The 25,023-nt window shown below is 68.9% G+C and carries 26 protein-coding genes and 1 pseudogene; 5 read left to right on the forward strand and 22 right to left on the reverse strand.

The window, feature by feature from the left end:
- Nucleotides 1-513 precede the first annotated feature (513 nt).
- The 11 genes and pseudogenes from truA to L0U85_RS12295 all read right to left on the reverse strand — a co-directional run bounded on the left by truA (nucleotide 514) and on the right by L0U85_RS12295 (nucleotide 8,292).
- Nucleotides 514-1,326 (reverse strand): tRNA pseudouridine(38-40) synthase TruA, encoded by an 813-nt coding sequence (gene truA, locus L0U85_RS12245; RefSeq protein ID WP_241378045.1) that lies wholly within the window; start codon nucleotides 1,324-1,326, stop codon nucleotides 514-516.
- Between the two features lie 68 nt (nucleotides 1,327-1,394).
- Nucleotides 1,395-1,745: pseudogene (rplQ, locus tag L0U85_RS12250) on the reverse strand (50S ribosomal protein L17); the annotation flags it as partial.
- 69 nt (nucleotides 1,746-1,814) lie between these two features.
- Nucleotides 1,815-2,861: a DNA-directed RNA polymerase subunit alpha gene (locus L0U85_RS12255; protein ID WP_241378047.1), complete on the reverse strand. Its 1,047-nt coding sequence runs from the start codon at nucleotides 2,859-2,861 to the stop codon at nucleotides 1,815-1,817.
- A 96-nt stretch (nucleotides 2,862-2,957) separates the two neighbouring features.
- Entirely contained in the window at nucleotides 2,958-3,356 is a 399-nt protein-coding gene (rpsK, locus tag L0U85_RS12260; RefSeq protein ID WP_241378048.1) for a 30S ribosomal protein S11, read from the reverse strand.
- Between the two features lie 19 nt (nucleotides 3,357-3,375).
- The gene (gene rpsM, locus L0U85_RS12265) at nucleotides 3,376-3,750 is read right to left on the reverse strand and encodes a 30S ribosomal protein S13 (protein ID WP_241378049.1); all 375 of its coding nucleotides are present in this window, start codon (nucleotides 3,748-3,750) and stop codon (nucleotides 3,376-3,378) included.
- A gap of 182 nt (nucleotides 3,751-3,932) precedes the next feature.
- Nucleotides 3,933-4,049, reverse strand: coding sequence for a 50S ribosomal protein L36 (gene rpmJ / locus L0U85_RS12270; protein ID WP_081687242.1), 117 nt, complete (start codon nucleotides 4,047-4,049; stop codon nucleotides 3,933-3,935).
- Nucleotides 4,050-4,076: 27 nt separating this feature from the next.
- Complete coding sequence (infA, locus tag L0U85_RS12275) at nucleotides 4,077-4,298, reverse strand: translation initiation factor IF-1 (RefSeq protein WP_026929479.1); 222 nt, start codon at nucleotides 4,296-4,298, stop codon at nucleotides 4,077-4,079.
- Nucleotides 4,299-4,681: 383 nt separating this feature from the next.
- Nucleotides 4,682-5,287, reverse strand: coding sequence for a 30S ribosomal protein S4 (gene rpsD, locus L0U85_RS12280; protein ID WP_241378050.1), 606 nt, complete (start codon nucleotides 5,285-5,287; stop codon nucleotides 4,682-4,684).
- A 176-nt stretch (nucleotides 5,288-5,463) separates the two neighbouring features.
- A complete protein-coding gene (locus tag L0U85_RS12285) occupies nucleotides 5,464-6,504 on the reverse strand; it encodes a D-alanine--D-alanine ligase family protein (protein WP_241378051.1) in 1,041 nt (346 codons plus the stop codon).
- On the reverse strand, nucleotides 6,497-7,501 hold the full coding sequence (locus tag L0U85_RS12290) for an NAD(P)H-dependent glycerol-3-phosphate dehydrogenase (protein ID WP_241378052.1): 1,005 nt from the start codon (nucleotides 7,499-7,501) through the stop codon (nucleotides 6,497-6,499). The genes L0U85_RS12285 and L0U85_RS12290 overlap by 8 nt, the downstream gene beginning before the upstream one ends.
- Before the next feature lie 11 nt (nucleotides 7,502-7,512).
- A complete protein-coding gene (locus tag L0U85_RS12295) occupies nucleotides 7,513-8,292 on the reverse strand; it encodes a lysophospholipid acyltransferase family protein (RefSeq protein ID WP_241378053.1) in 780 nt (259 codons plus the stop codon).
- A gap of 348 nt (nucleotides 8,293-8,640) precedes the next feature.
- Between L0U85_RS12295 and L0U85_RS12300 the strand changes: the two genes are divergently transcribed.
- The 4 genes from L0U85_RS12300 to L0U85_RS12315 all read left to right on the forward strand — a co-directional run bounded on the left by L0U85_RS12300 (nucleotide 8,641) and on the right by L0U85_RS12315 (nucleotide 11,443).
- Complete coding sequence (locus tag L0U85_RS12300; protein WP_241378054.1) at nucleotides 8,641-8,856, forward strand: hypothetical protein; 216 nt, start codon at nucleotides 8,641-8,643, stop codon at nucleotides 8,854-8,856.
- 6 nt (nucleotides 8,857-8,862) lie between these two features.
- Nucleotides 8,863-9,060: a cold-shock protein gene (locus L0U85_RS12305; protein WP_241378055.1), complete on the forward strand. Its 198-nt coding sequence runs from the start codon at nucleotides 8,863-8,865 to the stop codon at nucleotides 9,058-9,060.
- 48 nt (nucleotides 9,061-9,108) lie between these two features.
- Nucleotides 9,109-9,999 carry an NUDIX hydrolase gene (locus L0U85_RS12310; RefSeq protein WP_241378056.1) on the forward strand — a complete coding sequence of 297 codons (891 nt, stop codon included), beginning with the start codon at nucleotides 9,109-9,111 and terminating at the stop codon, nucleotides 9,997-9,999.
- Nucleotides 10,000-10,078: 79 nt separating this feature from the next.
- A complete protein-coding gene (locus tag L0U85_RS12315; protein ID WP_241378057.1) occupies nucleotides 10,079-11,443 on the forward strand; it encodes a D-arabinono-1,4-lactone oxidase in 1,365 nt (454 codons plus the stop codon).
- A gap of 73 nt (nucleotides 11,444-11,516) precedes the next feature.
- Here L0U85_RS12315 and L0U85_RS12320 read toward each other — a convergent pair whose 3' ends face one another.
- From L0U85_RS12320 to leuC, 3 genes are all read right to left on the reverse strand, one after another.
- A complete protein-coding gene (locus L0U85_RS12320) occupies nucleotides 11,517-12,062 on the reverse strand; it encodes an HU family DNA-binding protein (protein ID WP_241378058.1) in 546 nt (181 codons plus the stop codon).
- A 239-nt stretch (nucleotides 12,063-12,301) separates the two neighbouring features.
- On the reverse strand, nucleotides 12,302-12,901 hold the full coding sequence (gene leuD, locus L0U85_RS12325) for a 3-isopropylmalate dehydratase small subunit (protein WP_241378059.1): 600 nt from the start codon (nucleotides 12,899-12,901) through the stop codon (nucleotides 12,302-12,304).
- Between the two features lie 14 nt (nucleotides 12,902-12,915).
- Nucleotides 12,916-14,343, reverse strand: a complete 1,428-nt coding sequence (gene leuC / locus L0U85_RS12330) for a 3-isopropylmalate dehydratase large subunit (RefSeq protein WP_241378060.1) — start codon at nucleotides 14,341-14,343, stop codon at nucleotides 12,916-12,918.
- Between the two features lie 67 nt (nucleotides 14,344-14,410).
- Between leuC and L0U85_RS12335 the strand changes: the two genes are divergently transcribed.
- On the forward strand, nucleotides 14,411-15,097 hold the full coding sequence (locus L0U85_RS12335; protein WP_347177432.1) for an IclR family transcriptional regulator: 687 nt from the start codon (nucleotides 14,411-14,413) through the stop codon (nucleotides 15,095-15,097).
- 31 nt (nucleotides 15,098-15,128) lie between these two features.
- Here the strand turns inward: L0U85_RS12335 and L0U85_RS12340 are convergent, their stop codons facing one another.
- The 8 genes from L0U85_RS12340 to hppD form a co-directional block, all read right to left on the reverse strand.
- On the reverse strand, nucleotides 15,129-15,929 hold the full coding sequence (locus L0U85_RS12340) for a CHAD domain-containing protein (RefSeq protein ID WP_241378062.1): 801 nt from the start codon (nucleotides 15,927-15,929) through the stop codon (nucleotides 15,129-15,131).
- A gap of 140 nt (nucleotides 15,930-16,069) precedes the next feature.
- The gene (locus L0U85_RS12345; RefSeq protein WP_241378063.1) at nucleotides 16,070-16,750 is read right to left on the reverse strand and encodes a TetR/AcrR family transcriptional regulator; all 681 of its coding nucleotides are present in this window, start codon (nucleotides 16,748-16,750) and stop codon (nucleotides 16,070-16,072) included.
- Between the two features lie 111 nt (nucleotides 16,751-16,861).
- A complete protein-coding gene (gene hutH / locus L0U85_RS12350) occupies nucleotides 16,862-18,400 on the reverse strand; it encodes a histidine ammonia-lyase (protein WP_241378064.1) in 1,539 nt (512 codons plus the stop codon).
- A 1-nt stretch (nucleotide 18,401) separates the two neighbouring features.
- Nucleotides 18,402-19,556: an imidazolonepropionase gene (gene hutI, locus L0U85_RS12355; protein ID WP_241378065.1), complete on the reverse strand. Its 1,155-nt coding sequence runs from the start codon at nucleotides 19,554-19,556 to the stop codon at nucleotides 18,402-18,404.
- Nucleotides 19,553-20,848 carry a formimidoylglutamate deiminase gene (locus L0U85_RS12360; protein WP_241378066.1) on the reverse strand — a complete coding sequence of 432 codons (1,296 nt, stop codon included), beginning with the start codon at nucleotides 20,846-20,848 and terminating at the stop codon, nucleotides 19,553-19,555. The genes hutI and L0U85_RS12360 overlap by 4 nt, the downstream gene beginning before the upstream one ends.
- Complete coding sequence (locus tag L0U85_RS12365; protein ID WP_241378067.1) at nucleotides 20,842-22,047, reverse strand: allantoate amidohydrolase; 1,206 nt, start codon at nucleotides 22,045-22,047, stop codon at nucleotides 20,842-20,844. The genes L0U85_RS12360 and L0U85_RS12365 overlap by 7 nt, the downstream gene beginning before the upstream one ends.
- Nucleotides 22,048-22,065: 18 nt before the next feature.
- Nucleotides 22,066-23,703, reverse strand: a complete 1,638-nt coding sequence (gene hutU, locus L0U85_RS12370; protein ID WP_241378068.1) for a urocanate hydratase — start codon at nucleotides 23,701-23,703, stop codon at nucleotides 22,066-22,068.
- A 90-nt stretch (nucleotides 23,704-23,793) separates the two neighbouring features.
- Complete coding sequence (hppD, locus tag L0U85_RS12375; RefSeq protein ID WP_241378069.1) at nucleotides 23,794-24,975, reverse strand: 4-hydroxyphenylpyruvate dioxygenase; 1,182 nt, start codon at nucleotides 24,973-24,975, stop codon at nucleotides 23,794-23,796.
- Nucleotides 24,976-25,023: the final 48 nt, after the last annotated feature.

A 25,023-nucleotide genomic window follows, 5' to 3' on the forward strand; every position in this document is an offset into this window, starting at 1 on the left:
CCCCAAGCCTCTACAGCCGAGCGGCCCGAAACCCGCACACCCGGCCGCCCCGAACCGACATCCCCTCACCGCCACCGAACCCACACCCACAGCCCCGCCACAGCCGCCGAACCGGCCTCGAGAGTCCCGCTCCTGCTCCCCACGACCGGCCTCCGTGGCCGACAGGGCACCCGCGGCCCCCACTCAGCTCCTCATCGCTGCCTCGCCTGAAGCCCGACCGAGAATCACCGAACAGCCGAAGACCCCACCCCGCCCAACCATCCACCTCGTCATCGCCGCCGCCCTTGGCGCAGAACAACCATCAGCCACACCGATCCCGCCGACGACCCCACGGCCATTGCCGGACTCCTCAGGCGCACCGCGCCAACGACCACCGACACATCCGCTGCTGCTCCCCGCCCCGACCTCCGCTCAGCTCCTATGACCACCAAGGCAGTCCAGGACCGGCCGCTCAAAACGACAAGCCAACGACCAACCCGCCCCGTGCGTTCGCAGCCGCCCGAGACAACACGGCTAGAGCGTCCGGACGCGCCTGGTGACGTCGATGCGGGAGCGCCAGTCCTCAGGATCATCTGAATAGGACACCTCGACGAGTGCGAGGCCCTGCGGGCCCACGACATGGACGTCGTTCGCGCGCTCGGTGAGGGTCAAGACCGAGGCCAGCCAGTCCTCGTCGCGGCGGCCGTCGCCGACGGCGAGCGCGGCGCCGACCAAGCTGCGGACCATCGAATGGCAGAACGCGTCGGCGCGGACGGTCGCGAAGGCGACGCCTTCGTCGTCGCGGGCCCAGTCGTACTGGAGGAGTTCGCGGATCGTCGTAGCGCCCTCACGCTGCTTGCAGAAGCCGACGAAGTCGTGCTCGCCGAGCAGCGCCTGGCAGGCGGAGTGCATGCGCTCGACGTCGACCGGCCTGGGCCAGGCGAGGGTGTCGGACCGGCGCAGCGGGTTGACGCCCCACCGGGCGTCGGCGACACGGTAGACATAGCGGCGCCAGCGGGCCGCGAAGCGGGCGTGGAACGCCGGGTCGACCGCCTTGGACGACGTGATCCGCACATCGGGCGGCAGGATTCCCCGCAGCCGCCACAGGAGCTTCTCCCGCAGCTGTTCCCATTTCGCGGTCGGCACGTCGACGTGGACGACCTGCCCGACTGCGTGGACGCCGGCATCGGTGCGCCCGGCGACGGTGAACTCCTCGATCTCGCCGAACAGCAACTCCAGGGCGCGGATCACCTCGGCGGCGACGGTCCGCCGGCCGGGTTGCAGCGCCCAGCCGGAGAAGTCCGCCCCGTCGTAGGCGACGCCGAGCCGCAGCCTGGTCTTTTCCACGAAATGCCTCCAGATACGGAAAACCGCGCGCAAAGCATAAGCCTTGCGCGCGGTCTCACGCGTTGCTAGTCGACGAGCTCGATGATCGCCATCGGCGCGTTGTCGCCCTTGCGGTTCCCGGCCTTGATGATCCGGGTGTAACCGCCTTCGCGCTCGGCGAAGCGCGGGGCGACCTGCTCGAACAGGTCGTGCGTAGCGTCCTTGTTGCGCAGCTTGGCCAGCGCCAGACGGCGGTGGTGCAGGCTGCCCTTCTTGCCGTACGTGATGAGACGCTCGGCGTAGGGACGCAGCCGACGAGCCTTCGTCAGCGTGGTCGTGATGCTGCCGTGCTCGAACAGCGAGGCGGCCAGGTTGGCCAGCATCAGCTTCTCGTGCGCCGGGGAACCGCCCAGGCGCGGGCCCTTGGGAGGCTTAGGCATTGTCTTGCTCCTCTGGTGTTGGCGCGGCCGGCCGTTTCACGGAACCGACCGCCACTGGTTCGGGCAGCGCTAGAGCTGCTCGGTCTCGCGGAGATCCTCACCGTCGTCTTCGTACTCGTCGGACTCGGCGGTCTCCTCGGATCCGTAGGCCACGGCGGCCTCGGACGGGTCGAAGGTGCCGGGCGAGTCCTTCAGGCTCAGGCCCATGCCGGCGAGCTTCATCTTGACCTCGTCGATCGACTTCTGCCCGAAATTCCTTATGTCGAGCAGGTCGGCCTCGGTGCGGTTGATGAGTTCGCCGACGGTGTTGACGCCCTCGCGCTTGAGGCAGTTGTAGGACCGGACGGTCATGTCCAGATCCTCGATCGGCAGGGCCAGGTCGGCTGCCAGCTGCTGGTCGGCGGGGCTCGGCCCGACATCGATGCCCTCGGCCTCGGTGTCGAGCTCGCGGTAGAGCCCGAACAGCTCGACCAGGGTCGAGCCGGCCGAGGCCAGAGCCGTGCGCGGCGAGGTCGAGGCCTTCGTCTCGACGTCGACGGTCAGCTTGTCGAAGTCGGTGCGCTGCTCGACGCGGGTGGCGTCGACCGAGTAGGCCACCTTCAAGACCGGCGAGTAGATCGAGTCGACCGGGACGCGGCCGATCTCGTTCGTGTCGGCCTTGTTCTGCGGGGCCGAGACGTAGCCTCGGCCGCGCTCCACTACGAACTCCATGTCCAGACGGCCCTTGGAGTTCAGGGTCGCGAGCTTGAGTTCGGGGTTGTGGACCTGCACTCCGGCGGGCGGCTGGATGTCGCCGGCGAGGACTTCGCCGGGTCCTTCCTTGCGCAGGTACATGGTGGCCGGCTCGTCGTTCTCCGAGGAGACGCAGATCTGCTTGACGTTCAGCACCAGCTCGACGACGTCTTCTTTGACGCCGGGAATGGTGGAGAACTCGTGCAGCACGCCGTCGATCTTGATCGAGGTGACCGCTGCGCCCGGGATGGACGACAGCAGCGTGCGCCGCAGCGAGTTGCCCAGCGTGTAGCCGAAGCCGGGCTCGAGCGGTTCGATGGTGAACTTCGAGCGGGTCGGGCTGATCTGCTGCTCGGAAAGCGTGGGCCGCTGAGTGATAAGCACTGTCGGTGTTTCCTTTGTTCGGGGCGCCCGCTATATGACGCCGCTAACGTTTGGATCTTTGCCGTCCGGCCGGACGGCTAACGGTGTGGAACCCGGCTAGACGCGGCGGCGCTTCGGCGGGCGGCAACCGTTGTGCGGCTGCGGGGTCACGTCGTTGATCGAGCCGACCTCGAGGCCGACGGCCTGAAGCGAGCGGATCGCGGTCTCGCGGCCGGAGCCGGGACCCTTGACGTAGACGTCGACCTTGCGCATGCCGTTGTCCATCGCCTTGCGGGCGGCGGCCTCGGCCGCCATCTGCGCGGCGAACGGGGTCGACTTGCGCGAGCCCTTGAAGCCCACCTGGCCCGAGGAGGACCAGGAGATGACCGCACCGGTCGGGTCGGTGATCGACACGATGGTGTTGTTGAAGGTGCTCTTGATGTGGGCGTGCCCGTGGGGCACGTTCTTCTTCTTTGCGCGCGGGTTCTTTGAACCGCCGCGAGTCTTCGGTGGCATCTCTTGCGCTCCTCAGGCCCTAGCGGGCCTTCTTCTTTCCGGCGACGGTCTTCTTCGGGCCCTTGCGGGTCCGAGCGTTGGTCTTGGTGCGCTGACCGTGGACCGGGAGGCCGAAGCGGTGACGCAGGCCCTGGTAGCAGCCGATCTCGATCTTGCGGCGGATGTCGGCCTGCACTTCGCGGCGCAGGTCACCCTCGACTTGGTAGTGCTCCTCGATGTGGTCGCGGAGCTTCACCATTTCTTCGTCGGTGAGGTCCTTGACCCGCTTGTCGCGGTCGAGACCGGTGGCCTCGATCGTCTCAAGCGAGCGCGTGCGGCCGACACCGTAGATGTAGGTGAGTGCGATCTCCAGGCGCTTGTCGCGCGGGAGGTCCACTCCAACCAGGCGTGCCATCTAGGCGTTCTCCTTGGCGTTCCGGAGGTCTGACCGCCGCCGTCCCGCCGGGGTGCGAATCCCCTGCCCTCGACGGGCGATGCGAGCCTCGGCCTCCGAGCCGAGGGTTGTGCGCGAAAGGGCGCACTGGCGGCGGTTCCCCATCTCTGAGCGTGGGGCCTTGCTTATTGGCGTTTGAAGGTCTAGCCCTGACGCTGCTTGTGACGCGGGTCGGACGAGCAGATGACCATCACTCGTCCGTGCCTGCGGATCACGCGGCAGTTCTTGCAGATCTTCTTGACGCTCGGTTTGACTTTCACGAGTCCTACTTACGTGTAGTCGTCAGGTCAGCGATAGCGGTAGACAATCCGCCCGCGCGACAGGTCGTACGGCGAGAGTTCGACGACTACGCGGTCCTCTGGGAGGATCCGGATGTAGTTCTGACGCATCTTGCCGCTGATGTGAGCGAGTACTTTGTGGCCGTTGGTGAGTTCCACCCGGAACATAGCGTTCGGGAGGGACTCGACGACCTTGCCTTCAATCTCGATGGCACCGTCTTTTTTCGGCATGTCCTCCGCTACCGTGACAACTAGGTCCGAACACTCCCCACCCATGGCGGATGCGGAGCTACTGGCACAGCCTGCCCAGCGCTGGTGGTCCCGCGAAGGGGCCGCTTGCGTTGATCAGGCATGTTTCACGGCCCGCAGATGGGGCCGCATGTGCGGCCGCGGTGCGGCCTGAAGGGCCGCGCGCTGGTCGCACCGGTACAGCTCGCCTTAGCCGCGTCCCAGTTCACCGGAGCGCGGGCGAACTCGGAACAGAACGGACTGCACCGCTGGCTAAGTCTACTCGCGTCCGCGAGGCGACTACCAGCGGGGAGACCGTGACGGACGGCACTGCTGCGAACACGAGGCGGCCCACCGCATCGCGGAGGGCCGCCTCGCTGAAACTCTTACTTCGAGTAGTACTCGACGACGAGCTGCTCGTCGCAGATCACAGGGACCTGCTTGCGCTCGGGCACCTGGATGAACCGGGCCACGAGGCCTTCGAGGTGCGACTCGATGTAGGCCGGGGTCTGCTCGCCCGCCCAGGCGCCGGCCGCGGCCAGCTGGAACGGCGTCATCGAACGGGACTTCTTCCGGACCTGGATGAAGTCGTTCGGCTTGAGCCGGTAGGACGGGATGTCGACCTTGCGGCCGTTCACGGTGAAGTGACCGTGGTTGACGAACTGGCGCGCCTGGTAGATGGTGCGCGCGAAGCCGGCGCGCAGCACGAAGGCGTCGAGGCGCGACTCGAGCAGGCCGACGAGGATCTCACCGGTCTTGCCCTGCTTGCGCACGGCCTCGGCGTAGGCGTTGCGCAGCTGGCGCTCGGAGATGTTGTACTGCGCGCGGAGGCGCTGCTTCTCGACGAGCTGGTTCTTGTAGTCCGATTCCTTCTTGCGGCCACGGCCGTGCTGCCCCGGAGGGTAGGGACGGCGCTCCATGTATTTGGCGGCCTTCGGCGTCAGGGCGATCCCGAGAGAACGGGAAAGCTTGACCTTCGCCTTCGCTTCCATGCAAACTCCATTAATTCATCACTTGCCTCGTTCGAGGCACGACTCGCCTCTGACCTGCAGAAGCGGGAGAGTGTCGCGTGCTCATGCGGCGCGGACACGGGTATACGGCGGATCCCGCGCCCCGGGATTGGGACGTGAACCTCAGCTGACCAATCTACGCGGCACTCGGACCAGCATCAACGCCGGGATGCCGCGAGAGTGACCAAGCGCTCCACCAGCTCGCCGTACTCGACTCCGGCGGCGGCGAACGCCTGCGGCACGCCGCTCATCGGGGTGAGGCCCGGCATGGTGTTGACCTCGTTGAGGTAGACCGTGCCGTCGGCCGTCAGGAAGCAGTCCACGCGGGCCAGGTCGCGGCAGTCGAGCAGCCGGAAGACCTTCCTGGCCAGCGCCTGCGCCTGCTCGGCGACGCCCTCGGGGTAGTCGGGCCTGAGGTTGAACGGCTCGGGGTTGTCGAGGTACTTCGCCTCGAAGTCGAACCACCCGTCCTCGCCGGCGGCGAGGACCTCGAGCGGGAAGGTGACGTCCAGGTCGCCGTCGAGCGTGGCGAGGACGCCCATCTCGATCTCGCGGACGCCTTCGAAGGCGGCTTCGAAGACGACCTTTTCGTCGACTTCGCGGGCCTTCCCGACGGCCTCCTCGAGCGAGGCTCCCGACTTGACCTTGCTGATCCCCAGGCTGGAGCCGGCGCGGGCCGGCTTGACGAAGACCGGGAAGCCGAGCTCGTCGATGACGGCCTGCGCGTCGAGTTCCTCACCGGGTTTGAGGACCGCCCACTTGCCCTGCGGGACGCCCTCGGCGTCGAGCAGGCGCTTGGTGAACTCCTTGTCCATGCAGATGGAGCTGGCGAGCACGCCGGAGCCGACGTACGGGACTCCCGCCATCTCGAACAGGCCCTGGATCGTGCCGTCCTCGCCGTAGGGGCCGTGGAGGACGGGGAAGGCGACGTCGGCGGGCTGCTCGGAGCCGGGTCCGAGTTCGAGCGCGACGGACTTGCCGGAGTCGGCGGTGACCTCCGGGAGCGGCTTGGACTCCTCGATCGCGAAGGTGGAGTCGTCCGGGAGTCGCACCCAGTCGCCGTCGCGGGTGATGCCGATGGCGGTGACCTCGTAGCCGCGTCCCCGGAGCGCTTCGGCGACACCGGAGCCGGACGAGCAGGAGACGGGTTGTTCGACACTGCGCCCGCCGAGGAACACGGCGACGGTTGGCTTAGACATTATTTGACCTCAAGGTGTCGGTTTCGGGTTTGGTCTCGCGGCCCATGAGCTCGGCGACGGCGGCTCGGGGGTCGAGTCCTTCGTGGCAGACGCGTTCGACGGCGTCGCAAATCGGCATCTCCACTCCGACCTTGCGGGCGAGGTCGGTGATCGAACGGCAGCTCTTGACGCCCTCGGCGGTCTGCTTGGTGACCCGGGCGGCCTCTTCCAACGTCGCGCCGAGGCCGAGCTGCTCACCGAAGGTGTGGTTGCGCGACAGCGGCGAGGAGCAGGTGGCGACCAGGTCGCCGAGCCCGGCCAGACCCGCGAACGTGGCGGGGTCGGCGCCGAGCCGGATACCGAGGCGCGTCGTCTCGGCCAGGCCGCGGGTGATGATCGTGGCTTTGGTGTTGTCGCCCAGGCCCATGCCGGCGGCCATGCCGTAGGCGAGGGCTATGACGTTCTTGGTGGCGCCGCCGAGCTCGCAGCCGACGACGTCGGTGTTGGTGTAGGGCCGGAAGTATGAGGTGATGACCGCGCGCTGGACGGCGACGGCGCGGTCGTGGTCGGTGCAGGCCACCACGGAGGCGGTCGGCTGCTCCTCGGCGATCTCACGGGCCAGGTTCGGCCCGGACAAGACCGCCACGCGTCCGGGGTCGGCACCGGTGACCTCGGCGATGACCTCGGTCATGCGGGAGGTGGTGCCGAGTTCGATGCCCTTCATGAGGCTCAGGAGGGTCGCGTCGGGTTCGATGAGGTCGGACCAGGCGGCGAGGTTCTCGCGGAGGGTCTGGCTGGGGATGGAGAGCACGACGATGCCGGCGCCCTTGAGGGCCTCTGCCGGGTCGTCGGTGGCGGAGACGGCCTCGCCGAGCCTGATGTCCGGGAAGTATTCCGGGTTGGAGCGTCGGTCTCTGATACCCGCGGCGACGCTGGCGCGCCGCGCCCAGAGAGTGACAGGCGTTCCGGCGTCGGCGAGGATCTTGGCGAACACGGTTCCCCATGACCCGGCTCCCATGACGGCTGCTCTCACTCGGTCGGCTCGCTTTCTTCGTTCTGGTTCCTACGTTGCTCGCGGAGATCGAACAGGGGCGGTGCCTTTTCGCCGCGAAGCTCGGCGACGCCGAGCCGGAGGGCGTTCATGATCTCGTCGGTGACGGCGGCGAGGTTCTCACGGGTGGTCTCGGCGCCCTGCCATCTCGACAAGTCGACCGGCGGGAGCGCTTTGACGGTCACCGTCTTGCGCTTGCCGAGCTTGAACTTGGGCTTGCGGTGGCGGTCGTGGATCGCGAGGGCGCCCCACTGCACGACCGGGACCACGGGGGCGCCGGTCTCCAGGGCGAGGCGGGCGACGCCGGTCTTGCCGCGCATGGGCCAGCGGTTCGGTTCCTTGGTGACCGTGCCTTCCGGGGCGACGACGACCACGCCCCCGCGTCTCAGCACCGCGATGGCCTCGCGCAGGGAGTCGGCGGCGTCGGTGCGGCCCCGGTAGACCGGGATCTGACCGGTGGCCTTGAGAATCGGGCCGATGACGGGGACCTCGACGATGGTGTTCTTGAGCAGGAAGCGGGGGTGGCGGCCGGCGTTGTAGATGTAGTGGACGACCGGGAGCGGGTCGATGTCGGAGTAGTGGTTCCACACGAAGATGACCGGGCCGTCGAGGGGCACATGCTCCATGCCGCTCCAGCGGCGCTTGGTGAGGAGCAGCATGCCGCCCTTGAAGATGCTGCCGGGGAGGTGGACCCAGCCGAGCCGTTCGCCTCCGGCCCGGCGGAGAGTGTATTTCGTCCCCGCCGTCTCCTCGGTCACCTGCTCGCTCCTTAAATGTGGGATGGTCTGTGGGGAGCACTCTATAGCCCGCTCGGCCACGGGCGGGAGACGGGAACCGTGCCGTGTGGTTCGACTCAGAGAGCAAAGCCTGGTCAACACGGGGTGTGAGCCCACCGGTACGGCCTGAGCCGATTCGTGGCTCGCAAGTTTCGCCATGGGGTCAATTTACGGCTCGGAAGCTTCACCAGAGGCCGATTCAGCCCGCGGCTCTCACGAACGGCGACTTGCGCCGATAGCCGAATGATGTCATCATAGAGTCATAATGACATCTAGCCTGCTGACGCGACGCGACAGCAAAGTCCTCGAACTCGACCGGAGTGATTGAACATGAACTGGCGCCTCCTCGGATGGCTCGCCGCCCTGTTCGGCGGCGCGATCGTGGCGATCTGGCTCGCGGCCACCGTTATCGGGTGGATCTTCGCGGGCATCGGAGCCCTCATCAAGATCGCCCTCGTCATCGGCGTCGTCGGCGGCCTGGTGTTCCTCGGCTGGAAGGCCAAGAACGCCATCACCGGTTCCGACCGCAGGCAGATTCGCAGGTAAACAACCTTGCAGGGTACCGTTGCAAGCTTCAATGAGGACACCTCCGGCGAGGTCGTCCTCGACTCGGGCCGTCGCGTCCCATTCGACGCGGCGGCCTTCGCCGCCTCCGGTCTGCGCTTCCTGCGCCCGGGCCAGCGCGTCCAACTCGACAGGGACGAAACGGGATCGATCATCGCGATCCGCATACTCACCATGCACCCGTAGAGGTGTACTGCTACCCGTTCGCGGCTCGACCCCAGTACGGTGTGAGGCGTGAGCGGGACACGGAAACGAGTGGCCGCGGCGGGTGGCGTGCTGTGGCGCACCGTCGAGCGCGGGCGCATCGAGGTGGTCGCCGTCTGGCGGCCGAAGGTCGGCAACTGGTCGCTGCCCAAGGGCAAGCTCGACGAAGGCGAGCACCCTCTGACGGCGGCATGCCGCGAGGTAGAGGAGGAGACCGGCGTGCCGGTCATCCCGCAGATGTGGCTGTGCCGTGCGGCCTACGTGCTTCCCAACCCCACCGGCGACGTCCACAAGACCGTCGACTTCTGGTCCATGCGAACCGAGAAGCCCGACGCGGCGTTCGTCGCCGACGAGGAGATCGGCGAGCGGCGCTGGGTGCCGCTGCCCGAGGCGCGCACCCTGCTCGAACGGCCCAGGGATCAACAGGCGCTCAAGGCGTTCTCGGCGCTCCCGGCGATCACCTCGACGATCCTGCTCGTCGCTCCGGCCGAGATCGCGAGGAATTTCGACGGACCCGACGTGGCCCGGCCGCTGTCGGCGACCGGCCGCGAGCAGGCCGTGCGCCTGGCGGCCCTGGCGGCGCTATACCAGCCGGAGCGGGCTCTGAGCGCGACCGGCAGGGCGAGCGTGCAGACACTGGAACCGGTGGCGCATGCCGTGCGGTGCCGGTTGAACGGTGACTCGGTGTTCGATTCGGGCTCCCACGGGCGCAATCCGGAGCGGTCCAGTGCCCGGTTGCGGGAACTGGCGGCCGCGGGCGGCTGCGCGATCGTCTGCGCCGAGGCCGAGGTCATCAGCGACACCGTGGCGATCCTGGCCGACGAGGACGATCTCGCGGCGGCCGACGTCTCCACACACGCAGGCGAAGGCTGGGTCCTGTCGCTGGCCGGGCAGCGTCTCATCGGTGTCGAGCGGCTGTGACACATCCGGGTACGGTTGCGCCTGATTCACGGCTCATGGGCCGTGGATGAGTGGAGCAATCGCATACAAGGAGGCACCCGTGCGCAACTCCCCCGACGGAGCGTCCACCCCCGCGCTCACCAACTGGGCTGGCAACATCGTCTTCGACCCCGAGCGCTTCGAGCCCGTCGCAGACCTCGACCAGGCGCGGGAGGTCGTCGCCGCGGCCTCGCGTCTGCGGGTGCTCGGCTCGGGCCACTCGTTCAACGCGATCGCCGATTCCAGTGCCGTACTGCTGTCGCTCAGCGGAATCGAGCCCGAAGTCGACATCGACGCAGAGGCCCGCCGGGTTCGGGCCTCCGGTTGGATCACGTACGCCGCGCTCGGGCAGGCGGTCCACGAGGCCGGGTTCGCACTGCACAACTTCGCCTCGCTCCCCCACATCTCGGTGGCCGGGTCGATCGCGACCGGCACGCACGGCTCGGGCGACCGCGTAGGGAACCTCGCGAGCGCCGTGGCCGCCTTGGAGTTCATCGGCCCCGACGGCGAGAGCCGCACCGTCGAGCGCGGCGACGCCGACTTCCCCGGTTCAGTGGTCCACCTGGGTGCGTTGGGAGTCGTGACGGCCGTGACGCTCGACCTCCTGCCGACCTTCGCGATGCGCCAGTACGTTTACGACGGCCTGCCGTTCGACGCGGCGATCGCGCACTTCGACGAGCTGACCTCCTCGGCGTACAGCACGAGCATGTTCACGGTCTGGGGCGCCGAGCCGTCGTTCAACTACTGGGTCAAGCAGCGGGTGTCGGACCAGACGCAGCCGTTCCCGGCCCTGCAGCGGTTCGGGGCGGCGCTGGCAGACGGGCCGCGCCACCCGATCCCGGGCGTCGATCCGGCGGCCTCGACCGAGCAGCAGGGCCGGACCGGACCGGCGCATGAGCGCCTGCCGCACTTCCGACCCGAGTTCACCCCGAGCGCCGGCGAGGAGCTCCAGTCGGAATACCTGGTAGACCGGGCCGACGCGCCCGCCGCTCTCGAAGCGTTGCGGGGCCTGTCGGCGAGGCTCGCACCGGTGGTGCAGGTGAGCGAGGTGCGGACGATGGCGGCCGATGAGATGTGGCTGTCGCCTGCGTACAGAAGGGACACTGTGGGCTTCCACTTCACGTGGATTCGCGACTATGAATCGGTCGAGCCGGTCATGGCATTGGTGGAGCACGCACTCGGCGCGTTCGGGCCGCGGCCCCATTGGGGCAAATTGTTCACGATTCCCATTACCGAGGTCCGCTCACAATATCCCCGAATGGGTGAGTTCGAAAAACTGCGCGAGCGCGTCGATCCAGAGGAGAAGTTCGCGAACGACTTCAGCTCGGAACTGCTCGGGGGAATCGCTCGATTACGGGTAGTGCCGGTTCATTCGGTCGGGAGGGCCTTTTGCGGACATAGCCGAGGGCATTCAGGTGGCTCCTGAATGCCCTCTGTCCCCGTGCGAGTGCAATGTTGATGCTTCGCGGAGACCCGGATTTCAGCCGGGCCGTAGGCTTTCAGCGGCGCCCGCGCTTGGCGGTGGACTTGCGCGCCGGGGCCTTCTTCGCAGCGGTCTTCTTGGCCGCCGTCTTCCGTGCGGCCTTCTTGGGCGCGGCCTTCTTCGCAGCGGTCTTCTTGGTGCCAGAGACCCTTCCGGTGGTGACCGAACGCGTCGAGCCGGCCGCCCTGGTGGTCTTCTTGGCCGCCTTCTTCGCAGTCTTCTTGGCCGCGGTCTTCTTGGCCGGAGCCGCCGCGGACTTCTTCGCCGTGCTGAGTCTGGGCTGCTTCCGCCTTCCAGTCACCAGTTCTTTGAAGCCAGTACCGGGTCGGAACGCCGGGATAACGGTCTTCTTGACCCGCACGGCTTCGCCAGTTCGCGGGTTGCGGGCCATACGCGCGGCACGCTGGCGCTTCTCGAAGACACCGAATCCGGCGAAGGAGACCTTCTCGCCTTTCACCACCGCGCGCTGTATCTCGTCGATCGCCACATCCACGACTTCCTTCGCGGCCTGACGGTCCCCGGTGCGAGCGGCTATCCGATCTACGAACTCTGCCTTGTTCACGAGTCCTTCCCTCCCGATAAGGTTGTCTAGCTAAACCAGCCGTTAAGCGCACGGTATGACGTTTCGAAAGCGAACGCAACTGTTTCGAGGAAAAAACCCGTTGTGTCGCAGGGCTTTTTTATTTGGACGCCCGAAATCGACGCTGGCAACCCCGTTGGGGCGGGCCTAAACACGTCTGGAGCCGGTGGTCGACCCACCGGCTCCAGACGTGAAGAATTCGATTATCGTTGTGGCGCGCGCTAGACGGGACTCGGGAGAGTCTTAGGCCGCCAAGCTTCCCGGTCCGATTCGAAGGCCGCGATTCGGGCCTCGTCGCGGAGGGTCAAGGCGACGTCGTCGAGTCCCTCCATCAGGCGCCAGCGGGCGAAGTCGTCGAACTCGAAAGCCCAGGTTTCGCCTCCCGCACGGACTTCCCGCCCGACCAGGTCGACCGTGACCTCAAGCGTCGGGTCGGCCTCGACGGCGTCCCAGATCGCTTCGACGGCCTCGGTCGGCAGTTCCACAGTCAACAGACCGTTCTTGAGCGAATTGCCTCGGAAGATGTCGCCGTAGCGGGGCGCGATGACGGCTTTGAAGCCGAAGTCCTTCAGTGCCCACACCGCGTGCTCGCGGCTTGAGCCGGTGCCGAACTCGGTCCCCGTGACGAGGATCGTGGCGCCCTGGTAGGCGTCCTGGTTCAGCACGAACTCCGGGTCGTCGCGCCACTCGGCGAACAGCCCGTCCTCGAAGCCGGTCTTGGTGACCCGCTTGAGGTAGACGGCGGGGATGATCTGGTCGGTGTCGACGTTGGAACGCCGCAGCGGGGCCGCGGTGCCGGTGTGCGTCGTGACTTTCTCCATGTCCCTGTCCTCTCCTACAGGTCGGCCGGGCCGGCCAGGCGGCCCGCGACGGCGGTTGCGGCGGCGACCTCGGGGCTCACCAGGTGGGTACGACCGCCCTTGCCCTGGCGGCCCTCGAAGTTGCGGTTCGAGGTCGACGCGGCCCGCTGGCCGGGCGTCAACTGGTCCGGGTTCATGCCCAGGCACATCGAGCAGCCCGCGAAGCGCCAGTCGGCACCCGCGTCGGTGAAGACCTTGTCGAGGCCCTCGTCCATGGCCTGCTCGCGCACGCGGGCCGAGCCGGGCACGACCATCATGTTGACGCTGTCGGCGACCTTGCGACCCTTGATGACCTCGGCGGCGGCGCGGAGGTCCTCGATGCGGCCGTTGGTGCAGGAGCCGAGGAAGACGACGTCGACGCCGACCTCCCGCATCGGCGTGCCCGCCTCCAGGCCCATGTAGGTCAGGGCGTTCTGGGCGGCGGTGCGCTCGACCGGGTCGTCGAACGCGGCCGGGTCCGGCACGGCGCCCGACAGCTCGACGCCCTGCCCGGGGTTGGTGCCCCAGGTGACGAACGGGCTCAGCTCGGCCGCGTCGATGACGATCTCACGGTCGAACTCGGCGCCGGAATCGGTCTTGAGACTCTTCCAGTGCTCGACGGCGGCGTCCCAGTCCTCGCCGGTCGGCGCGTGCGCGCGGCCGGAGACGTACGCGAACGTCTTCTCGTCGGGGGCGATCATGCCCGCCTTCGCACCCCACTCGATCGACATGTTGCACACCGTCATGCGGCCCTCCATCGAGAGCTCCTCGACGGCCTGCCCGCGGTACTCGACGATGTGGCCCTTGCCCCCGCCGGTGCCGGTGATCGAGATGATCTTGAGGATGAGGTCCTTTGCGCTTACCCCTTCGGGCAGCGAGCCGTTCACGGTCACGGCCATCGTCTTCGGCTTCGCCTGCGGCAGCGTCTGGGTGGCGAGCACGTGCTCGACCTCGCTGGTGCCGATGCCGAACGCGATCGAGCCGAACGCTCCATGGGTGGAGGTGTGGGAGTCGCCGCAGACGACCGTCATGCCCGGCTGGGTGAGTCCCAACTGGGGTCCCACCACGTGGACCACGCCCTGCTCGGCGTCACCGAGCGAGTGGATGCGCACCCCGAACTCCTCGCAGTTCGAGCGCAGCGTCTCGATCTGCTTGCGGGAGGTCGGATCCTCGATGGTGAAGAGGTTGTCGGTGGGCGTGTTGTGGTCCTCGGTGGCGATGGTGAGGTCGGCGCGCCGGACCTTGCGCCCTGCCTGGCGCAGCCCGTCGAACGCCTGCGGGCTCGTGACCTCGTGAAGCAGGTGCAGGTCGATGTAGAGCAGATCGGGCTGCTCGCCATCGGAGCGGACCACGTGGGCGTCCCAGACCTTCTCTGCGAGGGTGCGCGGCCGCGCCTCCTCGGATCCTTGTGGTGTACGTGACATCTCTTATCCCAGTCGTTGGACTTCTCGAATAATGGGAGGTAATGTTCAGCTCGTGAGAACGAATACTATCAGCGGAGTGGGCGTCCTCGACAAGGCGGTGCTCATCCTCACGGCTTGCACCAACGGCGCCAGCCTGGCTGAACTCGTACACGAGACGGGACTGCCCAGGGCCACCGCCCACCGCCTCGCCCAGGCCCTCGAAGCCCACGAGATGCTCCAGCGCGACCACGAAGGGCGCTGGCGCCCCGGCCCCAAGCTCGGCGAACTCGCCGGCTCCACGGCCGACGTCCTGCTCTCCGCCGCCGAGCCGGTCCTGAACCTCCTGCGGGACCAGACCGGTGAGTCGACGCAGCTGTACCGCCGCCGCGCCGACGAGCGCATCTGCGTCGCCGCCGCCGAGCGGGCCTCCGGGCTGCGCGACACCGTCCCGGTGGGCGCGTCGCTGCCGATGACCGCCGGATCGGGCGCGCAGGTACTGCTCGCCTGGGAGCCTCCCGAAGGCATCCTGCCGCTGCTGCCCAAGTGCCGGTTCTCCTCCAAGACCCTCGCCGAAGTGCGTCGCCGGGGATTCGCCCAGTCAGTCGCCGAGCGCGAGGCCGGTGTGGTCAGCGTCTCCGCCCCCGTGCGCGACAAGACCGGCCGGGTAGTCGCGGCGATCTCGGTGTCCGGACCGCTCGAACGACTCGGACGGCGACCAGGCGACCGGCTCGGCATGGCCGTCATCCGCGCCGGCCAGAAGCTCTCCGGCCTCTAGGCCGCGCTCGCCTGAGCCCGCAGGACCGGGCCTAGACCGCCAGCGCCCGCTCGACCGCGTCGAGCTGCGCTTCCCTGCTGCGACGCTCGGCCTCGAGCACTTCTTCGCGACGTGCATCACCCACCTTCGTATGCGACTCGATATAGGCGATCGCCACGACACAGTCCTGGTAGCGCCCGCAGACCGTCTGGAGCCGTTTGGCCTCCGCCGCGGGCGCGGCCGCCTCGTCGCCGAGGGCCTTCGCGGCGGCCTCGGCGGTGTAGCGGGTCCGCTTGGCGGTCTTCCGGGCTCGGTGGCGGGCCGCGTCGGGGTCGTCGGCGGTCGCGATGGCGCCGAAGGCGTCCGCGAGGTCGAGCCGCGCGGCGCGGACGATCGGCGAGAGCACGTCCGCCGCGGGGCGCACGGCCGCGGCCGAGAAGTGCGGCCGCCCTGCCATGCGCTCAGCGGCGTCGATGAGCGCGGCGTAGCGCTTGCGGTCGAAGGCCTTGCCGAGGCGCCCATAGGCGCGGCGCTCGGCTTCGGCCAGCTCGTCGAACCACTGAGGACGGTCCTGTCCCAGGTGCTCGGCGAAGCGCATCCGCAGCACTTCCAGGTCCCTGACCTCGCCGAGGACTCCGGCCAGCCAGCGCAGGCGCTGGCGGGAGACCGGGATCTCGGCGTAGAGGTCCCCGTAAGCCGACAGCAGCGAACGGAGCCGCCTGGTGGCGACCCGCATCTGGTGGACGGCGTCCGCTTCGGCCCGCCGTGCCGGTTTCCGAAGGCGGTGCAGCGCCTCGACCTGGCGGGCGAGGTAGTCGTGCACGCCTGCTCCGGCGCTGAGTGTCGCGGTCATGAAGGCCCCTGAGGATCGACCTGAACTCCATTGTCCGGCCGACCCGTTCCTATGCCAAGAGCTCGCGCACCGGCAATTCGACCTTCGGCGCGCGACGGCGGTCGTCTCGGCCACGAGGCGACCGAGGCGATCCGGCGCGGTCAGACGACTGACCGGGGAGCGGACAGACGGCGTATGAGTGTGAAGGTGAGCTCCGCGTCGATCGGGTCGGCGCCGAGCTTGTCGATACCGTCGGCGCGGAGGCCGTCGATGACGACGCCGATGTAGCGGCGCCAGGCGTCCGGGGCGACCTGGGCGCAAGCGCGCACGATCATGCTGTTGATGCCGAGGACGAACAGGACGATGTCTTCGCCGGTTATGTCATCGCGGAGCACTCCGGCGCTCTGGGCTTCGGTGATGATCGCCTCGGCGCCGCCGCGGGCCTTCTCGCAGAGCTGGTCGATCCGCCCGGTCTCGACGAATCGCCGAGCGATGACGTCGGAGAACTTCGGGTCGGCGGCCTGGTACTCGCACAGCCCCATGACCAGACGTACGAACCGTTCCCAGGGGTCGGGGCTGCGCATCGCGCGCCGCGTGACCGTCTCGACGCCCAGGGAGACCAGGGAGGGCGCGACGGAGTCGATGAGGTTCCGCCGGTTGCGGAAGTGGTTGTAGAGCGTCGCGGTGCTGATGCCGGCGCGTCGGACCACTGCTTCCATCGGCGCATCGATGCCATGTTCCCGGAACACCTCGATCGCGGCCTGCCTGATCTTCTCCCCGTTGCGTCGCGCGTCCGATCGCAAGACCTGATCGTGCTCGGGTTTCGGTTCCTTACCGGCCATTTCGGTCCCCAACCGTTTTCAGGAGCATCGTGCTGCAAAGTGGGGCTCATATTACGCTATCTATTTGAAACTTCAATATATGTGAATGTGCGGCGACGGGACGGGCCCCGATCAGCGGAGCGGGCCGACGGCGCCTTCGATGTCGGCCCGCAGTGCCGTGCCCGAGACCAGCTGCTTCACCTGCTCCAGCACCGGGGCGAGGAACTGGTCGGGCCCGGGCTTGTCGGCGATGCGCTCGACCGCGGCGATCGCGACTCTCGCGGTCGGAGACGGGGCCATCGGCTCGCGCAGTTGGAGCGCGCGCACCGCGCTCAGCAGTTCCACCCCGAGCACGCTGCCGAGGTTGTCGAGGACCTCGCGAAGTTTGCAGCCCGCCGACCAGCCCATCGACACATGGTCCTCCTGCATGCCGGAGGTGGGCACCGAGTCGACCGACGCGGGCTGCGCGAGGCGCCGGTTCTCCGCGACGATGCCCGCGGCCGTGTACTGGGCGATCATGAGGCCCGAGTTCACCCCTGCGTCGGGGCTGAGGAACGCCGGCAGGCCGCGTGAGCGCGTCACGTCGAGCAGCCGGTCCACGCGGCGCTCAGCGATCGAACCGACGTCGGCGGCGGCGATCGCAAGGAAATCGGAGGCGTAGCCCAGCGGCGCGCCGTGGAAGTTGCCGGTCGACTCGACCCGTCCGTCGAGCAGCACCACCGGGTTGTCCACGACCGACACCAGCTCACGGTCGGCGACCGTCGACGCGAAGGCGAGCACGTCCCGGGCGGCCCCGGCGACCTGCGGGGCGCAGCGCATCGAGTAGGCGTCCTGCACGGCGTGGAGCAGGTCGGAGCGGTGGGAGTCCATGATCTCGGAGTCCTGCAGGAGCCGGTGGATGTTGGCGGCGCTCGCACCTTGGCCTGGGTGGGGGCGGATCTCGTGCAGCTCGGCCGCGAACGGGCGGTCCGAACCGAGCATCGCCTCGATCGCCAGCGCGGCGGTCACGTCGGCCATGGTGAGCAGGTGGCGGGCATCGGCGATCGCCAGAAGCAGCATCCCGAGCATGCCGTCGGTGCCGTTGATGAGCGACAGGCCTTCTTTGGAGGACAGCTCGATCGGCGCCAGGCCGGCCCGTTCGAGGGCCGGTCCCGCGTCGGCCCGGGCACCGTCGGCGCCGAGGACCCGGCCTTCACCGAGAAGCACCATCGCGCAGTGCGCCAGCGGCGCCAGGTCTCCCGATGCGCCGAGCGAGCCGAATCTCGGCACCCACGGGGTGATGTCGGCGTTCAGCAGTCCCGCCAGCGCGGCCGCGACCTCGGGCCGCACACCGGAGCGACCCATCGCGATCGATCGCAGGCGCAGCAGCATCATGGCGCGCACGACCTCCTTCGGCATCGGCTCGCCGATGCCCGCCGCGTGCGAGCGGATGAGCGCGTGCTGGAGCTCGGCTCTGCGCTCGGGGGCGATGAAGGTGCTCGCAAGCGCGCCGAATCCGGTGGAGACGCCGTAGACGGGGCGGCCGTCGCGTTCGATGCCGTCGACGATGGCGCGACTGCGCCGCATCGCCTCGACGGCGTCGTCGTCTATGACGACCTCAGCGCCGGTCCTGGCGACGGCGACGACGCCGGCGGGTCCGACACCGGTCGATGTTATGTGGACGGTGGTCATGTCATGGCTCCAGATGCGCGATGGTGCCGCCGAGTACGACGGCTTTGACCAGGGGCGTGCCGGGCCGGTAGGCCAGATGCACGTGGGAGGGCGCGGCGAGGACCACCACGTCGGCGCGGGCGCCGAGTGCGATGCGCCCGATGTCGCCGCGGTGCAGGGCTTTCGACCCTCCGAGGGTGGCGGCGGTGACGGCTTCGGCGGGGGTCATGCCCATCTCCCGGACGGCGAGGGCGATGCAGAAGGCCATGCTGCTGGTGAAGGAGGAGCCCGGATTGCAGTCGGTGGCGAGCGCGACGGTCGCCCCGGCTCGGATGAGCCGGCGCGCGTCCGGGTAGGGCGACTTCGTCGAGAACTCGGCGCCTGGCAGGAGGGTCGCGACCGTCTCGCCGCCAGCCAGTGCCTGGACATCGCTGTCCGACAGGTGGGTGCAGTGGTCGGCCGAGGCCGCCCCGAGTTCCACCGCCAGCTGCACGCCCGGTCCTTCGGTGAGCTGATTGGCGTGGACGCGCGGCGCGAGCCCGGCTTTGATTCCGGCGGTGAGGACCTCGCGGGCTTGGTCGCCGTCGAAGGCGCCGCGCTCGCAGAACACGTCGACCCATCTGGCGTGCGGGGCGCAGGCGGTGAGCATCTCGCCGCACACGAGCTCGACGTACGCGTCGGCGTCGGCGGCGGCCGGGACCGTGTGGGCGCCGAGGAAGGTCGTCTCGGTGGTGAGTTCGCGGGCGATGCGCAGTTGCCGCTCCTCATCGGCGACGGTGAGCCCGTAGCCCGACTTTATCTCCACTGTGGTCGTTCCCTGGCGGAGCATCTCGGTTGCGAGTCGCGCGCAGGTGGCGCGCAGTTCGTCGTCGCCGGCGCGGCGGGTGGCGGCGACGGTGGTGCGTATGCCGCCGCCGGTATAGGACTCGCCGCTCATGCGGGCGGCGAACTCGGCGGCGCGGTCGCCGCCGAAGACGATGTGGGAGTGGCTGTCGACGAACCCGGGGATGACGGCCCCGCCCGCGGCGTCGAGGCGTTGGTCGGCGACGGGCGCGTCGGCTCTGGCGCCGATCCAGGCGACGGCGCCGCCGTCGACGACGAGGGCGGCGTCGTTGCGGATGCCGTGTTCTTCGGTGGCGGTGAACAACTCACCGATGTTGTCGATCAAGAGACTCATGCCCACGCCTCCTCGATCGCTTCGGCCAGTTCGGCGGCGGCGTCGATCGCGGTGTGGCGGCCCTCGGCGACGATGCGGCGGCCGCCGGAGACGACGTCGGTGATGTCGGCGGCGGTGGCGGCGTACAGGATTCCGGAGGGCGCGCATCCTGCGGTGCGGGGCGTATCGAGCGCGACGGTGACGAGGTCGGCTCGCCGGCCCGGGGCGATGCGTCCGGCGTCGTTCCAGCCGAGGCTGTCGTGGCCGGTGGCGGCGGCCAACAGTTCGGCGCTCGTGAAGCGGCCGCGCTGGCCGGAGACGAGCCGTTCGTGCATCTCAAGGGCGCGGGCCTCCTCGAACATGTCGATGACGGCGTTCGCGTCGGTGCCGAGCGACAGCGGTATGCCGGACTCGGCCATGGCGTAGGCCGGGCCGATGCCGTCGGCGAGGTCCCGTTCGGTGGTCGGGCACAGGCATACGGTCGTCCCGGACCGGCGCAGCAGTTCGAGGTCGTTGTTGGTCGGGTGGGTGGCGTGGACGGCGGTCGTGCCGGGGCCGAGCAGGCCGCAGTCTTCGAGCAGCTGCGTCGGGCTGCATCCGTGCTCGGCGCGGCATGCCTCGTTCTCGGCGCGCTGCTCGGAGACGTGGACGTGGACTGGCCGGCCCTCGGTGGATCCGGCGAGGGCCTCGATCGCGGCGTCGGGAACCGCGCGGACCGAGTGGACGGCCGTGCCGGTCAGGCCGAGTGCGCCGGTCGCGATCTTGTCGACGCGGTTCATCCACGCTTCGAGGCTGCCGTCGCCGAAGCGCCGCTGCGGTCCTTCGAGCGGTTCGCCGAAGCCTCCGGAGAGGTAGAGCGTGTCGAGCAGTGTGATGCGGATTCCCGCATCGGCCGCGGCGGCGATGAGCGCGTGGCCCATCGCGTTCGGGTCGTCGTACGGGCGGCCGCCCGGGGCGTGGTGAACGTAGTGGAACTCCCCCACGCACGTGATCCCGGCGAGGGCCATCTCGGCGTAGACGCCCCTGGCGAGCCGGTAGTACGAGTCGGGGTCGAGGCGTTCGGCCAGGGCGTACATGCCCTTTCTCCAGTTCCAGAAGTTGCCGCTCTCATCGTGGGTGCGCCCGCGCAGCGCGCGGTGGAAGGCGTGCGAGTGGGCATCGGCCAGGCCCGGGATGGTCAGGCCCCGCAGGACCGTGCCGCGGCGTGCGGCTCCGGCGGTGACCGAGCGGATGCGGTCCCCGTCGACCTCGACCGCGACCGCCTCGGCCGGACCCGAATCGAGCCAGGCACGCTCGGCCCAGTAGGTCAGCACGCCAGCTCCCGCAGTACGGCCGCGAGCGCGTCGACGCCGGCGGCGCAGTCTTCGTCGTCGGCCGTCTCCGAGGGGGCGTGCGAGATGCCGGTGCGGTTGCGCACGAACAGCATCGCGGTCGGCACGTGCGCGGAGACGACGCCCGCGTCGTGGCCGGCGCCGGTCGGCAGTACCGGGACGCCTCCCAGCAGCGACGCGATCCGGTCGCGCAGCGCGGCGTCGAACTCGACCACGGGCGTCTCGGATTCGGCCCGCGATCCCACCTGGGTGCCGTCGCGCCCGGCCCGTTCGGACACCTTGGACTCGATTCCTTCGAGTATCGCGTTGAGCACCGCCTCGTCGGGGGCGCGGGCGTCCAGCCAGGCGTGGACCTTCCCGGCGATCACGTTGGCGGCCCCCGGATCGGACTCGATGCGACCGACCGTGGCGACGCCTCCGGCGAGCCGCGCTTCCTTGCGGGCGGCGAGGATCATGAACGCCGCGGTCAGCATCGGGTCGGACCGGTCGGGAAGTCGCGTCGTACCCGCGTGGTTGGCCTCGCCGGTGAACGTGAACCGCCAGCGTCCGTGCGGCCAGATCGCAGTGGCTACGCCGACGGGCGCGTCCTCGGCGTCGAGGGCGCGGCCCTGCTCGATGTGGAGTTCGACGAACACGCCGATCTGGCGGAGGCGCTCGGGGTCGGGGCCGAGGACGCTCGGGTCGGCGTTCAAGGAGTCCATGGCCTCGGCGAGCGTGACGCCGTCCGAATCGGTGAGGTCGCGGGCCCGGTCCGCGTCGAGCGCGCCGGTCATGAGGCGGGTGCCGACGCACGGGACACCGAACCGTCCACCCTCCTCTTCGGAGAACGCGACGATGCCGATGGGGTGGCGCCGTTTCGCGCCGCTCGCGCGCAGCTCGTCGACGGCGAGGAACGCCGAGACGATGCCGAGAGGGCCGTCGTAGGCGCCGCCGTGCGGGACCGAGTCGAAGTGGCTGCCGGTCAGCACCGCGTCACCGGCGTGGCGGTCGCCCCACCAGGCGTAGAGGTTACCGTTCCGGTCGGTCTCGACCTCCAGGTTCCGTTTCTCGGCCTGGGCTCGGAACCAGTTGCGGCACTCCAGGTCGGTCTCGGTCCATGAGTAGCGCAGATACCCGCCCTCCGGGGACCGCCCGATCGGTTCGAAATCGCCCCACAGCTCCCTGAACCCGGCGGCGTCCATCGCTTCCCTCCTCGGTGCTCACGCTTCTTTGGACGGGATCCTGATCCCGTGGTCCTCGGCTACCCGATCGGCCGCCTCGTATCCGGCGTCGACGTGGCGGATGACGCCCGTCGCCGGGTCGTTGGACAGGACCCGAGCGAGCTTCTCGGCGGCGAGCGGTGTGCCGTCGGCGACGCTGACCTGTCCGGCGTGCAGAGACCGCCCCATGCCGACGCCGCCGCCGTGGTGGATGCTCACCCAGCTGGCGCCCGAGGCGGTGTTGACCATGGCGTTGAGCAGCGGCCAGTCGGCGATCGCGTCGGAGCCGTCCTTCATGGCCTCGGTCTCGCGGTAGGGGCTGGCGACCGAACCGCAGTCGAGGTGGTCGCGGCCGATGACTACGGGCGCCTTGAGGGTCCCGTCGGCGACCATCTCGTTGAACCGTGCCCCCGCCCGGTCCCTTTCGCCGTGGCCGAGCCAGCAGATACGGGCCGGCAGGCCCTGGAAGGCGACGCGTTCGCGGGCGAGGGAGATCCAGCGCGCCAGCGACCGGTTCTCGGGGAACAGGTCGAGCACCGCCTCGTCGGTGCGGGCGATGTCGGCGGGGTCGCCCGAGAGCGCGGCCCACCGGAAGGGGCCCTTGCCCTCGCAGAACAGGGGCCGGATGTAGGCGGGGACGAATCCGGGGAAGGCGAAGGCGCGTTCGAAGCCGCCGGCGAGGGCCTCGCCGCGGATCGAGTTGCCGTAGTCGAAGACCTCGACGCCGGCGTCGAGGAAGCCGACCATGGCCTCGACATGCTTGGCCATCGAAGCGCGGGCGCCTTCGGTGAACGAGTCGGGGTTCTCTCGGGCGAGCGCGGGCGCGTCGCGGTAGTCGATTCCCTCGGGGATGTAGGCGAGCGGGTCGTGCGCAGAGGTCTGGTCGGTGACGATGTCGACCTCGACGTCGCGGGCGAGGAACTCGGGGACGAGCGTGGCGGCGTTGCCGACCAGGCCGATCGAGGCCGCCTCGCCGGCACGCTTCGCGGCCAGCGCCGTTTTTATCGCTTGATCGATATCCTCGGCGATCGTGTCGAGGTAGCGCTGCTCGACTCTGCGACGCAGCTTGTCGGGGTCGACGTCGATGATGAGGCAGACGCCGTCGTTCATGGTGACGGCGAGCGGTTGGGCCCCGCCCATCCCGCCGCAGCCGGCCGTGAGCGTCAGCGTGCCCCGCAGGGACCCCCCGAAGCGCTTCGCGGCGACCGCGGCGAACGTCTCGTAGGTGCCCTGAAGGATCCCCTGGGTGCCGATGTAGATCCACGAACCGGCCGTCATCTGGCCGTACATGGTCAGCCCGGCCGCTTCGAGACGCCGGAACTCGGGCCAGTCGGCCCAGTCGCCGACGAGGTTCGAGTTCGCCAGCAGCACGCGCGGCGCCCACTCGTGGGTGCGCATGACGCCGACCGCGCGGCCGGACTGGACGAGCATCGTCTCATCCGCCTCGAGGGTCCCGAGCGTCCGCAGGATCGTCTCCAGGTCGTCGCGGCTCCGCGCGGCCTTCCCGGTGCCGCCGTAGACGACAAGGTCGTCGGGCCTCTCGGCCACCTCCGGGTCGAGGTTGTTCTGAAGCATCCGCCAGGCCGCCTCGGCCTGCCAGTTCTTGCAGTGCAGGCTTGTGCCGTGTGGTGCGCGCATTCGGACCGCCTTCGTTCTCGTCGCCAGTCTTGCAGATTTCCCGGCGGCCTCCGGGCAACACCTGCTTTCGTGCGCGGAACCGCCGCGCCCTCAGAGGTTCCCGCGCCTGGCCTGCTCCTTCTCCAGGGCCTCGAACAAGGCCTTGAAGTTGCCCTTGCCGAAGCTCAGCGAGCCGTGCCGCTCGATGATCTCGTAGAACATCGTCGGGCGGTCCTGCTGCGGTTTGGTGAAGATCTGCAGCATGTAGCCGTCCTCGTCCCGGTCGACCAGGACGCGGCGCTGTTTGAGCTGCTCGATCGGGACGCGGACGGTGCCGATGCGGTCGCGCAGCTCGGGATCGTCGTAATAGGCGTCCGGCGCTTCGAGGAACTCGACGCCGTTCGCGCGCATGGCGTCGACCGCGGCGATGATGTCGTTCGTGGCCAGCGCGATGTGCTGGACGCCGGGACTGCCGTAGAACTCCAGGTACTCGTCGATCTGGGACTTCTTCTTGCCCGGCGCGGGCTCGTTGATCGGGAACTTGACCTTGCGGGTGCCGTTCGCGACGACCTTGCTCATGAGCGCCGAGTACTCGGTGGCGATCGCGTCGTCGACGAACTCGACGATGTTCGTGAAGCCCATGACGCGCTCGTAGTAGGAGACCCATTCGCGCATCTTGCCGAGCTCGACGTTGCCGACGACGTGGTCGATCGCCTGGAAGAACCGCTTGGGCTCCAGGCCGCCGGCGACGAGCGGCGAGCGGTCGACGATGGGCCCGCGGGCGACGAAGCCGGGCAGGAACGGTCCGGTGTAGTCCGAGCGGTCGATCAGGACGTTGCGGGTCTCGCCGTAGGTGCCGATGACGGCGCGGCGGACGGTGCCGTGCTCGTCGGTGAGGTCGTGCGGCTCTTCGATGGAGATGGCTCCCTGCTTGACCGCGAAGCGGTAGTTCTCGTCGACATCGGGCACTTCGAGGGCGACCTCGATGACGCCGTCGCCGTGGGCGGCGTGGTGCCTGGTGGCGGGCGAGTCTGCGGTGATGCCGCCGGCGAGCACGAACGTGACGGCGCCGGACCGGAGCACGTACTCGGCGTGCTCGCGGAATCCCTGCTCGGGGCCGCGGTAGGCGACGCAGGCCATGCCGAAGGCGGTGGAGTAGTAGTGGGCGGCCTGCTTGGCGTTGCCCACGTAGAACCTGAGGTGGTCCCAGCCCATGATGGGGAAGTCGTCTTCGCGGATGTCGTGCTCGACGGCTCCGACCAGTCGGGCTTCGGTGTCTGCGATGTCGAGCATGGCCGTCTCCTCAGAATCGCTCATAGGGCTGTGGCCTTGATCATCGTC

The sequence above is a fragment of the Glycomyces sp. L485 genome (assembly GCF_022548875.1).
Taxonomy (GTDB): domain Bacteria; phylum Actinomycetota; class Actinomycetes; order Mycobacteriales; family Micromonosporaceae; genus Glycomyces.